The organism is Paeniglutamicibacter sp. Y32M11, assembly GCF_019285735.1.
Taxonomy (GTDB): Bacteria; Actinomycetota; Actinomycetes; order Actinomycetales; family Micrococcaceae; genus Paeniglutamicibacter.
Map to the genome: position 1 here is coordinate 2,337,199 of NZ_CP079107.1, position 13,754 is coordinate 2,350,952.

Below are 13,754 nucleotides of genomic sequence, written 5' to 3' on the forward strand. Positions count from 1 at the left end.
GAAGCGGGTTGGTTCATTCGTGAGAAATGAACCAACCCGCTACACCGATATTTACTCTAGACAGCTGCCATGCCGCGCTCTCCGGTACGAACCCGGATGACTTCCTCTACGTGGGTGACCCAGATTTTTCCGTCACCCGCGCTTCCCGTATTGGCCGTGGAGATCAAAACGTCAAGGATGTCGTCGCAGGAGCTTTCCTCCACCAGGATCTCAAGGCGAACCTTGGGGAGCAGATCAACGGTGTATTCGGCTCCACGGTAGACCTGTGTGTGTCCACGCTGGCGGCCGTAGCCACTAGCTTGACTGATGGTCATTCCCTGGACCCCGTAGGTTTCGAGAGCGTCCCTGATCAAGTCGGTCTTTTCCGGCCTGATGATAGCGGTGACTAGTTTCATGCGTTGACCTCTTCCTTGACTCGATCGCTATCCGATGCGTTCTTTGTGGGTTTCAGGTGTGAAGAGGTTGCCGGGTGCGGAACGAAGGTCCCGCCGGTGCCCAAGCCGCCAAACTCGTAGCCGGTTTCGGCGTGCTGCATAACGTCGATGCCGGTGATTTCTTCTTCGGTGCTGATGCGGAAGCCCATGGTCTTGTGGATACCCAGGGCAATGATGGTGGTCATGATGGCGGTATAGGCCATGACAACCACACAAGCAACAATTTGGGCCCAGAGCTGGCCAATGCCGCCTCCGTAGAAGAGCCCGCCACCTTCACCGTCAACGGGCAGAGCGATGAAGCCCAGTGCCAAGGTTCCGATGATGCCCGAGACCAGGTGTACACCGACCACGTCGAGGGAATCGTCATAACCCCAGCGGTACTTCAGACCCACGGCCAGTGCCGAGGCGACACCGGCGACTACGCCGAGGCAGATGGCCGCGACGGGGCTGATGTTGGCGCAAGCCGGGGTGATGGCAACGAGTCCGGCAACAATGCCCGAGGCTGCGCCCAGGGAGGTGCTGTGGCCGTCGCGGATGCGTTCTACCAAGATCCAGCCGAGCAATGCGGCGGCCGGGGCGGCGAGAGTGTTGACCCAAATCAAACCGGCTTCTTCGGCGGTGCTTGCTGCGCCTCCGTTGAAGCCAAACCAGCCGAACCAGAGCAGTGCTGCGCCAAGCATGACGAAGGGAATGTTGTGGGGGCGCTGGCTTGGATCCTTGGCGAAGCCCTTACGCTTGCCCAGAATCAGGGCGAGGATGAGCCCGGCTACACCGGCGTTGATGTGAACTACCGTGCCGCCGGCAAAGTCGATGGCTTCCCCAACCACCGAGCCGATGGCGCCTTCTTCACCCAGAATGCCCCCACCCCAGACCCAGAAGGCGATAGGAGCGTAGACGAGAGTCACCCAGATGGGCACAAAAACCATCCAGGCGCTGAACTTCGCACGATCTGCAATGGCGCCGGAGATCAGTGCGACGGTGATGATGGCGAAGGTTGCCCCGTAGCCTGCGGCAATGAATCCATCGGTTCCGAGCATGTTAGCCATGCCGAAGCCGTCGAATGGATTGCCGGTCAGTCCGCCGAGGTTCGCGCCGGCACCCGACATTGAATTGCCCCACAGCACCCAGACGACGGTGACCAATGCGATGGCCGAGAAGCTCATCATCATCATGTTCAATACGCTCTTGGCTCGAGTCATGCCACCGTAGAAGAATGCTAGCGCCGGTGTCATCAGCAGGACCAGTGCGGCACACACCATCATCCACACTTGAGTCGTTGTTAGCTCCATGTCTAACGCCTCCCTGAATCATTTGCGAGTGTTTCTCGTCTGATTCAAGAATTCCGTGATGGTGTTACGCCCGTGACGATCGTTGGTTTCGTCGCGGTTACCGAATCTTCACGCAGGTAAAAGGCGCGTGTCTGCAACATTGCCGCTTTGTTTCCGAGACGGCATGAAAACCACAAAGTCGGCCACGGATACCCGTGGCCGACTTGATGACATATCCGCTGGTTTGACCCGTCGTACTAGAGGCTCGGAACCGCCTCATAGATCTTCTTTTCCAGCGCGGGTGTTAGCGTGCTGGCGAAGGTGGCGGTGATGTGCGAAGCATCAAAGTACGGAACCACGGAACCGATGACCGCCGGACAGCTGTTCGTATCGCAAAAGAACTCCGTCATGTCGATGGTCTTCACATAGGGAAGATTCTCGTCTTGAGCCGCTGTCGTTAAGGGGTCCAAAGATTTCCAGGACGTCGGATTTCCCGAACAATCCTTGAGAGGATCCGAACTACCCGCCAGGCAATCGGGTACGTTTTTTAGCGTGTTTCCGGGGAATGGGGTATCCCGAATGACCACGATCGGAGTCTCTGCCGACTTCCATGCGGTGAGGTAGCTGGCATAACCAGCAACTGCCGCACGTTCGGTGTTCTCAATGGTGAATCCCTTGACGGCCTTGCTCTGCCGGTTGGAGGTGATGATCAGGTCATACTTCCCGTCGGCCGTCTGTTCTTGCACCCAACGGCCATAGTCAAGACAGCCCTCGGTCTTGATGTCACTGTCGTAATCTGCCGGCGCACTGGTCGGAGCACAGTTCGACGCGAGATAGGTCGTGATGGTCCACCCCCGCTCGTCGGCAATTTTTGCCAGGGCCGGCAGCCACTGTCCAGCGTGCGAGTTGCCGGTGAGTGCAACCTTCGTTTCGCCTGTTCCATAAGTGCAGGTCGGACGGCCCTTAAAGTCATCACCCGACCAACACTTATCCGCGTAAGCCTGAGACTTGTCGTTCTTGGCTGCAGCAGGCGTGGGAACCATTGGTGTGGATCCGGTATTGGTGCAGGAATTCTCCATCGCCGGACCACCGAAACAATCGATGCCAACTTGCTTCTGAACGCTCTGAACTTCCTGCGCCAATTTGTCGCCCGTCTCTTCGCCCTTACTACCAACGTTGATCAGAGCAGCGCCGAGCAAGCCAAGAATGAGTGTCCCCACGATGAGGAAGCGTCCACCGGTCAGCACCTTGCTGGTGTCTAGGTGTAGACGGAAACGATCTTCCACGTACCGCTTGGTGAGCATCGCCAGCAGGATCGTAGCCAGCACGACTCCAGCCTTGTCCAGCATGCCCAATTCGCCACTGACGAACGGCAGGAAGACCAGCAAAGGCCAGTGCCACAGGTAGATCGAGTAGGAGTGATCACCCAGGAACCGAGCCACCGGATGGCTCAGCAACCCGGTGGGTGAAACTCCGCGCGAGGCGTTGGCCCAGATAACCAGTGCGGTACCCACCACGGGCAGAGCGGCAGCATAACCAGGGAACACCGTTGCCCCGGTGAAGGTGAAACCGGCATAAAGAACTGCGAGCAGACCGACCCAAGCAAGGATGGCATCCAGTTTCCAGCGTCGTACCAGCGGTGACAGGGCTGGGAGCGTCGCAACCAGCCCCCCAATGGCCAGTTCCCAGGCACGGGTGAAGGTGGAGAAGTAAGCAATTCCGGGTTCGCTGTTTGTCAGGGCTACCGAGTACACCAGCGAAACCACAACGATCAGCCCGATGCCGGCGGTGACCACCAACATTCGTTTCTTACGCAGCACAACTGCCAGCGCTACCAATGCGGCAATGATGATGGGCCAGAAGAGGTAAAACTGTTCTTCGACGGAAAGCGACCAGAAGTGTTGGACCGCCGAGGTCGCATTATCTGCAGCGAGGTAATCCACGCTGGTCGAAGCGAGCCTCCAGTTTTGGACGTAGAACGTCGCGGCAACAATCTGGGTTGCCCACTCCTTCCACACCGTGGCGGGCGCAAGCAGAGGTATGGCCGCGAGCGATGCTGCCAAGACCAGGAACGACGCAGGCAAGAGGCGCTTGATGCGTCGAACCCAGAAGGTCACCACATCGGCGAACGACGTGGGTGGACGCTTCAGCAGATGGGAGGTGATCAAGAATCCCGAAATAACGAAGAAGACGTCCACGCCGATGAAACCACCGGTGAGCCGCTGGGGCCACAGGTGGTAGATGACCACGAGGGAAACGGCGATGGCGCGCAGCCCTTGGATGTCCCCACGAAAATTCTTGGCCTTCGTGCCGGCATCGGATTTTCGTGGCGCTAAGCCTTGCTTAAAACGACTTGGTGCCGCGAAATGTCTGCCGACCGCGGGAGCAGCCGTGTTGGTATCTTGAATCATAAATCCTTAGTCCAGTAGTGCGTCGACAAAGGCCGCGGCGTCGAAGGGTGCCAAGTCGTCCGGCCCCTCACCCAAACCAATGAGTTTCACAGGGACACCGAGCTGACGTTGGATGGCAACAACAATGCCGCCCTTGGCGGTGCCGTCCAACTTGGTCAGGACGATGCCGGTGACCTTAACAACCTCCGAGAAGACCTTGGCCTGATTCAGGCCGTTCTGCCCGGTGGTTGCATCAAGGACCAACAAGACCTCATCAACACTGGCCTTCTTTTCGATGACTCGCTTGATCTTGCCAAGCTCGTCCATCAATCCGACCTTGTTCTGCAGGCGACCGGCAGTGTCGATCATGACAATGTCGACTTCCTGATCGATGCCAGCGCTCACTGCTTCGAAAGCGACGGAGGCCGGATCGGCACCATCAACATCCGACTTGACCGTCGGTACTCCGACGCGGTCGCCCCAGGTAGCCAATTGCTCGGCGGCGGCGGCACGGAAAGTGTCAGCGGCCCCCAGAAGAACATCCTTGTCTTCGGCAACAAAAACACGTGCCAATTTACCAACGGTGGTGGTCTTGCCGACCCCGTTAACACCAACAACCATGATGACGTTGGGACGATCGGCATGGCGAACCGGGATGAAGTTGCGATCCATGGTTGGATCCACGAGCTTTAGAAGTTCTTCGCGCAGCATGTCGTGAACGCGCTGCGGGTCTCGACTGCCCTCAACCTTCACTCGTTCGCGCAAGGCATCAACGAGTTCTAGGGTCGGTTCGGTTCCAAGGTCCGCGAGGAGCAACGTTTCTTCGATTTCGTCCCAGACGTCTTCGTCGATCTTGTCCTGGCTGAGCAGCGCGAGCAGCCCCTTGCCCAAAACGTTGTTGGACTTCGCCAACCGGGCGCGCAGCCTGGCCAGACGTCCTTGAACGGGCTCGGGAATGTCGGTGGGTACACGTACCGTATCGAGCTTTTCCTCGGCGAGGGTTGCTTCCTCGGTGGAGGGTAGCTCCACTGGGACGGCGACCTCTGGGGCCTGGGCAACTGGTTCGTCGGTGGTGAGCGTGGGCGCTGGGTCATTGGCGTCACGGGGACCGGTGAACGTTCCCTTGGGTGCCTTACGGCCCCGAACAAGGAAAAACGCAGCACCAATACCAATGACGGCAACCACTGCAACGAGGACAATGATCAAGTTAATTTGTTCTGACACCATCCAAGCTTCTCACAGACTGATATGTAGGAAGGTTTGTCAAGAGTCATAGATGAGCGGCTTCCGGAAAACAGACTTCCGGGAGCCGCTCTCCTCATGCCCCGGCGGTGGCGTCGAGTCTGGTTTGGCAGGTCATGGTCGACGACATGGTCAGACTGATAAACGCGGGTTGGGTACCGCATGACAAGGAATTCGAGTGGAGCGTAACGTGGTCTAAATTCGGGCGTCGGCTTTGGGCCTACCCATAGTCTGTCCTCGTGTTGGCTCCGCATGTTGCCTCGTCCAGGTGCGCTCGTCGGGGCACGTCTTAGGGTCACCGTCCTATCATGGGACGGCCTTCCTGCAGCGGCGCGGCCAAGGACCAGCACCAACCGGCAAGTTCGCGGGCAACGGCGGTCCGCGCCTTCACGGGCATCTTGTGCCGGTCATCGAAGGCCACGGCACGGGCGTGGAGGCGTTGGTTGCCCTGCCGAGCGCGGGCTGCGGTGGCCGGGGACACCAGCTCGAGCTGGCGTAGCTCCTGGACCCCGGGCCTGCGGTACGGGCGTTTGTGCACTGTGGCTGCCTCAAGCAGCAGGTGGCGGGCGTAGGTGTTTCCGGCCTTGGTGATCGAACCTTGGGTTCGAGTCTCGCCCGAGGAATGCTCCGAGGGAACCAGCCCCAGATAGGAACCGATAGTGGCGCCAGTGAAGCGGGTCCAGTCCCCGATCTCGGTGGCCAGCCCGAAGGCACCGACGATACTGAATCCCCGTAGGCAGGCCAAGGCATTGATGACCTCGGTATACCGGCAGTTAGCCGCCACCCGGGCGACTTCCTTATCAATGCGCTTCAGCCGCACGGACATGGATTCCTCTTGCGCCAAGGATTCCTGGAAAGCGAACTCCAGTGCCGGGTCATCGAAGTGCTGCTGATGCAGCCATTTCAGGTGTTCGCGGGTCCATCGGGACTTGCCGCCGTGGAAGAGGACGCCGTGTCGCAGCAGGATCGCGTTGACCCGCTGCTTGGCATGAGAGAGATCGATCGAGGCGACGTGTCGTGTCCGCGAAAGGTCCCGCAGTGCTTCCTGTTCAGTGTCTGGGATGGTGACCTTGGTGACTTCACCCAGGGCGAGCATACTTGCTAGGATTTTGGCATCTCGGCGATCCGTCTTAACGCGGTCGCCAGGAGCTCGCAACAGTTTCGAAGGGGCGGCGATCACGCAGTCGATGCCGGCGGCCTGGAAGTGTCGGGCCAATCCGAAGCCTGTGGGCCCGGCCTCGTAGACGACCCGGACCTCGGGGCCGAAGCCCTGTACCCACTCCGAGACGGCCAGAAGGTCGTCCTCGAAACATGAACGGGTCAATTCGCCGGTGTCGATATTCAGTGCGCATCCTACGATGCTGCGGGCATGGACATCGAGCCCGATATAGGTACGCTCGAACATAGCCGGGACCTCCAACCTTCAATGTGGCTCTACCATTCCACCGCGGTTTGGCTGCAAGGCCAAGACCCGAACGCATGGCAAACCACGAAACTTTGAAGCGGAGGTCTCGGCCCCTCTTATATATTGTCTAAACTCGAGGTAACTATGCCTATCAATGCCTCGACTTCCGGTCGCCCCGAACAACCTCTCACTCCCGAGCCAGAGCAACGGCCGTCGGTGCCCCGCGAGATTCGTGTTCTCGTTGCGGCCGCGTTCGTGGTGGCGCTCGGATTCGGACTCATCGCACCGATCCTGCCGCAGTTCGCAACCAGCTTTAACGTCGGCGTAGCGGCAGCCAGCGTCATTGTCAGCATCTTCGCCCTGGCCCGGTTGGTCTTTGCCCCGGTCAGCGGAAAACTCACCGATCGGTTGGGCGAACCCACCGTCTATGTCACGGGCGTACTGATTGTTGCCGCCTCCACCATCCTGTGTGGTTTTGCCCAGAGCTATACACAACTGCTGATTTTCCGCGGCCTGGGCGGGCTGGGTTCAACCATGTTCACCGTCTCGGCCATGGCACTGATCGCACGAATTTCACCACCACAGATTCGCGGTCGGATCGCCGGGTTGTATTCGGGCTCGTTTCTGCTCGGCAATGTCGCCGGTCCGGTGCTTGGATCATTCGCCGCTGGCATGGGATTCCGCATCCCGTTCTTCATTTATGGCGGGGCACTGATCGTTGCGGCCGCGATCGTCTACTTCTCGCTCTCGCGCACACGCAGGACGCTGACTCCCGGTTCATCCGCCAAGGTGCTCGCGGTTGAACGGATCTCCCTGGCTGAGGCCTGGAGTTTCTCCACGTTCAAGGCGGCCTTGGTGTCCGGATTCACCAATGGGTGGATGGCCTTCGGCGTGCGAATGTCACTGATCCCACTCTTTGCCGTGGCAGCCTTCAGCTCCAATGGCACTGTCTTGGCGGGACTTGCTCTGGCCATCTTTGCCGTGGGCAATGGTTTGGCACTGACCGTCGCCGGCAGGATTACCGATACCTTTGGGCGGCGTGTGCCCATCCTGTGGGGCCTGTCGATTGCCTCGCTGGCCACAGCCACCATCGGTTGGGTCGACAACGTCCCGCTCTTTATTGCGTTATCGGTCCTCGGTGGCATCGGGACCGGGCTCATGGGTCCGGCGCAGCAGGCTGCCATCGCCGATGTTGTGGGCCAGGGCAGGAACGGCGGCAAGGTCCTAGCCACCTTCCAGATGGCCACCGACTTCGGTTCGATCATTGGGCCGGTAATTGCCGGCTTCATTGCCGACCAGGTTGGCTTCGGTTGGGCCTTCACGGTCAGTGGAGCCCTCGGCCTGTTGGGTGTCTTGGCCTGGCTTCCCGTCAATGAAAAACGAAAAGGCGAAAATGCTGCCGGCCCGGGCGCACAAACGCCCCCATCAACAACCACTGGCACCGAGGACTAACAACTCTCGGGAGCCCTTTTCCGGATGTTCACGTCTAGAAAGGGTCAGGCAAAGAGCAGCGACTCGGTATCCCTGTTAAGCGCTGAGTTGCTGATCGCGTTCGATGCGCTGGCTGATCACCGTGGACACACCGTCTCCACGCATGGTGACTCCATAGAGGGCGTCAGCGACCTCCATGGTGCGCTTCTGGTGAGTAATCACGATCAACTGACTGGATTCGCGTAGTTCCTCAAAGATCGTGATGAGTCGACCCAAGTTGGTGTCATCCAGCGCTGCTTCAACCTCATCCATCACGTAGAACGGCGAAGGGCGAGCCTTGAAGATGGCCACCAGAAGCGCAACGGCCGTCAGCGACCGTTCCCCACCGGAGAGCAGAGAAAGTCGCTTGATCTTCTTGCCGGCGGGCCGGGCCTCAACCTCGATACCCGTAGTGAGCATGTTCGCAGGATCGGTCAGGACCAGGCGGCCCTCTCCCCCGGGGAAAAGCCGCTCGAAGACTCGCTCGAATTGCGCTTCGGTGTCCCGATAGGCCTCGGTAAAGACCCGTTCCACGCGCTCATCAACATCCTTGATGATATCCAGCAGATCCTTACGGCTCTTTTTGAGGTCTTCAAGCTGCGAGGTTAAGAACACGTGGCGTTCTTCCAGCGCTGCAAACTCTTCCAAGGCCAAGGGATTCACGCGGCCGAGTGCCGAAAGATCACGTTCGGCCGTCTTGAGACGCTTTTCCTGCTCGACCCGATCATAGGCAATGCCCTGGGGAAGAGCATTTCCTTGCTCATCAACCGTCTGATGCAGCGCTGCCCATTTATCCTCTTCAGCTAGGGGCTGAGGAATGAGAACGTGAGGTCCGAAGTTTTCGATCAGATGCTCACTGGTCAGGCCCAACTCTTCAATGGAACGGTTCTCCAGCGTTTCAATGCGTAGTCGTAGCTCGGCGCGGGCCAGCTCGTCACGATGGACCGAACTCGTCAGCGCGGCAAGTTCGGCGCCCAGCTGATCTACCCGGGCACGGACCAGGGAAAGTGATGCCTCAAGTTCTTCACGTCGCGCTTGGAGCAGCTCTCGCTCCGCATCGGCGCGATCGATGGAAATGTTGGTGAAGGAGATGATGCGTTCTACCTTCGCCGATACTTCGCTGGCGGCCAGGGCCTGCGCTCGACGGGCTTCGGCCCGTCGTTGAGCCTCCACCCGCGCTCGGCGCTCGGTTTCCGCGGCGCGCTTGAGCGACTCAACACGGGAACGGATTCCGTTGGCGCGTTCCTCGGCACTGCGCAGCGCTAATCGGGCGTCGAGCTCCTTTTGCCGAGCGGTAGCAGCAGCTGCTGCCAGTTCGTCACGTTCGTCGGTCTCCGGTTCGTGGTCTTCGGGTGCATCCTGGACCAGATCGAGTCGTTCCAGGAGCTCGGCGAGCTTTTCCTGCTCCACCTCGAGCTTTTCCTCCGCGAGGCTGACCTGCTGATCGAGACGTTCACGCTCTCCATACCCCTGGCGGAGCAGTGAACCGAGGTGCTCCATGCGTTGAGCGACCGCCGAGATTTTGGCATCAGAGTCATGCAGGCGGCTCAGTGCAGCATCCGCTGCCTCTTCTGCCGTCATCAATTGTGCCGTCAAGTCTGCGGCGCTCAGCCGCAATGCGCTCAACTGCTGTTGTACCGACTCGAGTTCGTTGGCGGTCTCGGTAATAGCCGCATTTTGTTCGATGAGCGAGGGTGCAGCGGTGGTTCCGCCGCTTGCGGTCGCGGCCGTGAGGACGTCACCGGAAAGCGTCACGGCCCGAAGCGTGGAGTCAAGGGACATCAGTTCCCTGGCCTCACCCAAATCCGCCACAATGATCGTGGACCCCAAGAGATGTGTCAGTGTGCCGCGAAGGGGCTCGGGCGCCGAGATAACCTCAAGGGCAAATTTGCCGATGGACGTCGTCGGGTGGTCCTTGGCCAAGGGTTCAACATTGCCGCTGATGAGATGGACACGTCCACCGTCGCTATCGCGCAGTCCACCAAGAATGGCCGTGGCGTGATCAAGTTCCTCCACGGCAAGTGCCTCTGCCAGCGGGCCCAGTGCCGCCGCGACGGCAATCTCATAGCCGGCTTCGACTCCAAGGTGGTGGGATAAACGGCCCAACACGCCCCGGTAGTCACCGGCCAGGATATCCTCCGATGCGTCCTTACGCACCGCTCCCATGCGCAAAGCTTCCAGGCGTCCGTTCAGGGCGCCGAGCTGGGTGGCAAGTTCTTGTTCTCTCTTCTGTTGAAGATCCATGCGGACGACCAGGGCCTCGTGCTGATCTGCGGCATGTTCGTAGGCGGTGTCCAGGTCTTCTTCGCCGTCTTGTACGGTGGCTGCTTGTTGCTCCAAGACCGCAAATTCATTTGCGGTTCCTTCCCGGCGGGCGGCCCAGCCCTGGAGAGATTCGCGTAGTCGGCCAAGTTCTCCGGCGGTTGCATCTACCTTGCTGCGTGCCGCTCCCACTTGACCTGCGAGTCGGGCTACGCCTTCTCGCCGGTCTGCGGCGACTCGTAGTTGGTTGGTTAAGCGGCGCTGTTCGGCATGGGCAGCTTCCTCGGCTTCACCCTTCTCCTCTACGGCAGCTTCGAGCAGCTCCCGGCGCATCTCAAGGTTTTCTTCCAGTTCCTCGAGTTCATCGCGCAGTCGTTCGGCCTGCGCCTCGAGTCGGTCCGGGTCGCGGCTGGAGTCGAACTCGAGAGCGTCGGTTCCCAGCAGTCGAGATCGTTCCGCCGCCAGTGCTCCTAGGGAGCGGAATCGCTCACGTGCCGAGGAGAGCGCGAACCACAGGTCTCTGGCCCGATTGAGCTCCGGCGTTGCCTGCGCGGCAGCGACTTCGAGGGTGGCCAGCTCCGCGCGTGTTTCATCAAGTTGTGCTTGGACGATCTTTTGGTTTTCGCGCTGCGAGGTTTCCTCGGCGATATCCTTGCTCAGGGCATCCGACAAGGTCACCAGGTCATCGGCGAGCAGTCGGGATTTGGCATCACGCACGTCGAATTGGACGCTCTGGGCACGGCGGGCGATCTTGGCTTGTTTTCCCAAGGGGGTGAGCTGGCGACGAATTTCGCTGGTGAGGTCCTCGAGTCGATTCAGGTTTCCCTGCATGGCGTCGAGTTTCCGAACGGTTTTTTCCTTGCGCCGACGGTGCTTCAGTACTCCGGCGGCTTCCTCAATGAATCCCCGTCGATCCTCGGGAGTGGCATGCAGGATCTTGTCGAGCTGTCCTTGGCCCACGATGACGTGCATTTCCCGGCCCAGTCCGGAGTCCGAGAGCAGTTCCTGGATATCAAGAAGTCGACATGACGTGCCATTGATCGCATATTCCGAGCCCCCGGCTCGGAAAAGTGTGCGCGAGATCGTCACTTCGGCGTATTCGATCGGGAGCGCACCATCCGCATTGTCGATGGTCAACGAAACGTGTGCACGACCCAGGGCGGCGCGACCCGATGTCCCGGCAAAGATGACATCTTCCATTTTCCCGCCACGCAAGGTTTTCACGCCTTGCTCCCCCATGACCCACGCCAGCGCGTCAACCACGTTTGATTTTCCCGAACCGTTGGGGCCAACTACGGCCGTGACACCGGGCTCAAACTCAAAGGTCGTCGCCGAGGCAAACGACTTGAATCCGCGAACGGTGAGGGTTTTCAAATGCACGTGGGAGCGTCCTGAGTATTTGGTGGCTAAAGTTATTGGTGGGCTGCCTTCAATACTATCGAGTGACTATCACTCATTGGCGCTCCCCGCCCCGCTAGTCAGCTATTTCACCAATCACACCAGGAGAAGACCCCCTTGAAGAGTCTTTTGACCATCGATTCATGGCCTTCGACACATGCGGCAGCAGCCGTTCTCTCCGCCGATGGAACGGTCCTTGGCACCCACGGGGATCCACATCACCGCTACGCGCTGGCCTCGGTGACCAAGTTGCTGAGCTCCTATGCCTTCTTGGTCGCCCTCGAAGAGGGTGCCTTTGAGCTCGACACCCCGGCCGGACCGGAGGGATCCACCGTGAAGCACCTGCTGGCCCACACCTCGGGCTATGACTTCGCGGAGCGGACGGTGCGCTTTGCCCCTGGCCAGCGACGCTTGTACTCCAATGCGGGGTTCGAAGTGCTTGCCGAAAGTTTGGAAGCGGCCACCGAGATGCGATTTGGTGACTACCTGTCCGAAGCAGTTCTTCAGCCGCTGGGGATGGATTCCACGTCTCTAGACGGCAGTGCCGCCGCGGGAGCAACATCTACACTGCACGATCTTCTGTCCTTTGCGAACGAACTACAGAATCCGACACTGCTGGACGTACAAACTCATTCCCAAGCCACACACGTGGTCTTTCCCGACCTTGCAGGAATCCTTCCCGGCTACGGCCGCCAGAAAAATAACACCTGGGGTTTGGGGTTTGAGATTCGGTCGGAAAAGTCACCGCATTGGACCGGGCTGCAGAACTCGCCACAAACTTATGGCCACTTTGGGCAGGCAGGGACATTCCTGTGGGTTGATCCGGCGTTGGAGGCTGCCTGCGTGACGCTGACCGATCAGCCCTTTGGTCCGTGGGCCGTCGAGGCGTGGACACCGTTTAACGATCAGGTCGTGAGCGAGCTGAAGGCTCGCTAGCCGGCCCTACCGTGCCTGCTCGGTGTCATTCAGCGGGGTTTGCGCTGGCACCTAGGGCAGCTGAAGGAGGATCGTCCCATGAAGGGGTCTCTCCGAATGAGCGAGGTCAATTCCGCCTCGGCGCAGCGCTGGCATTCCTTGCCTTCGCGGCCGTAGGCGTTTAGGGATCGGTCAAAGTATCCAGATGCGCCATTGACATTGACATAGAGTGCATCGAAGCTCGTTCCGCCTGCGGCTAGCGCCCTACCCATGACATCTACGAGCGCCGTGTGCAGCCGAACTACATCCGGGCGCCTGATCGTTGCCGTTGAACGAAGGCCATGAAGTTTGGCTGCCCAGAGTGCCTCATCCGCGTAAATGTTGCCCACACCCGAAATGACCTGTTGATCGAGGATGGCGCGCTTCAGTTGTGTGGTGCGCTTGCGAAGTGCCGCATAAAGTGTCTCGGGCGTGGAGGCAGCGTCAAGAACGTCGCGGGCAATATGCGCAGCGGCCTTCGGAATCACCGGAATCTCCGATCCGACACCACCGGGAAGATGGTCAACGGTGGAAACCAGGGGTGAAAGGAACATCCCTCCGAAGATTCGTTGATCAATGAATCGTAATTCGGTGGGCTTTTCGGCCTCGGGCGATAGCTGCAGCCGCACCTTGAGATGCTTCTCATCGGTTGCGCTGGATTCTTCGACCAGGAGCTGACCGCTCATCCCCAGGTGCGCCACCAAGGCGCTGGGAGTCTCCAAACCGTCAAGGATCATCCAGAGAAATTTTCCGCGGCGGACGGCTGAGGTGATACGAGTGGACCTGAGCGTGGCCGAGAAATCGGTGGGGCCTTCAAGATGGCGCCTAACCGAACGAGGGTCGACGACCTGGACCGATTCAACGGTTCGGCCGACGACCCAGTCGTCCAGGCCTCGGCGAACCACCTCAACTTCAGGTAGTTCGGGCATGA

Annotated in this window: 9 protein-coding genes; 2 read left to right on the forward strand and 7 right to left on the reverse strand. The window is 59.6% G+C overall.

The window, feature by feature from the left end; genetic code table 11:
- Window positions 1–56 precede the first annotated feature (56 nt).
- From KUF55_RS10305 to KUF55_RS10325, 5 genes are all read right to left on the reverse strand, one after another.
- Window positions 57–395: a P-II family nitrogen regulator gene (locus KUF55_RS10305; RefSeq protein ID WP_132357964.1), complete on the reverse strand. Its 339-nt coding sequence runs from the start codon at window positions 393–395 to the stop codon at window positions 57–59.
- Window positions 392–1,723 (reverse strand): ammonium transporter, encoded by a 1,332-nt coding sequence (locus tag KUF55_RS10310; protein WP_218816568.1) that lies wholly within the window; start codon window positions 1,721–1,723, stop codon window positions 392–394. The genes KUF55_RS10305 and KUF55_RS10310 overlap by 4 nt, the downstream gene beginning before the upstream one ends.
- A gap of 236 nt (window positions 1,724–1,959) precedes the next feature.
- Entirely contained in the window at window positions 1,960–4,113 is a 2,154-nt protein-coding gene (locus KUF55_RS10315; protein WP_218816569.1) for an acyltransferase family protein, read from the reverse strand.
- Window positions 4,114–4,119: 6 nt separating this feature from the next.
- Window positions 4,120–5,316, reverse strand: a complete 1,197-nt coding sequence (gene ftsY, locus KUF55_RS10320) for a signal recognition particle-docking protein FtsY (RefSeq protein WP_218818753.1) — start codon at window positions 5,314–5,316, stop codon at window positions 4,120–4,122.
- Window positions 5,317–5,629: 313 nt separating this feature from the next.
- Window positions 5,630–6,739: an IS110 family transposase gene (locus KUF55_RS10325; RefSeq protein ID WP_218816570.1), complete on the reverse strand. Its 1,110-nt coding sequence runs from the start codon at window positions 6,737–6,739 to the stop codon at window positions 5,630–5,632.
- A gap of 144 nt (window positions 6,740–6,883) precedes the next feature.
- Here KUF55_RS10325 and KUF55_RS10330 point away from each other — a divergent pair, with 144 nt between their 5' ends.
- Entirely contained in the window at window positions 6,884–8,191 is a 1,308-nt protein-coding gene (locus tag KUF55_RS10330) for an MFS transporter (protein ID WP_218816571.1), read from the forward strand.
- 75 nt (window positions 8,192–8,266) lie between these two features.
- Here the strand turns inward: KUF55_RS10330 and smc are convergent, their stop codons facing one another.
- Window positions 8,267–11,851, reverse strand: a complete 3,585-nt coding sequence (gene smc, locus KUF55_RS10335; protein ID WP_218816572.1) for a chromosome segregation protein SMC — start codon at window positions 11,849–11,851, stop codon at window positions 8,267–8,269.
- Between the two features lie 135 nt (window positions 11,852–11,986).
- Between smc and KUF55_RS10340 the strand changes: the two genes are divergently transcribed.
- The gene (locus KUF55_RS10340; protein ID WP_218816573.1) at window positions 11,987–12,805 is read left to right on the forward strand and encodes a serine hydrolase; all 819 of its coding nucleotides are present in this window, start codon (window positions 11,987–11,989) and stop codon (window positions 12,803–12,805) included.
- A gap of 29 nt (window positions 12,806–12,834) precedes the next feature.
- On the opposite strand, the gene mutM is transcribed toward KUF55_RS10340, so the two are convergent.
- Window positions 12,835–13,752, reverse strand: coding sequence for a bifunctional DNA-formamidopyrimidine glycosylase/DNA-(apurinic or apyrimidinic site) lyase (gene mutM / locus KUF55_RS10345; protein ID WP_218816574.1), 918 nt, complete (start codon window positions 13,750–13,752; stop codon window positions 12,835–12,837).
- Window positions 13,753–13,754: the final 2 nt, after the last annotated feature.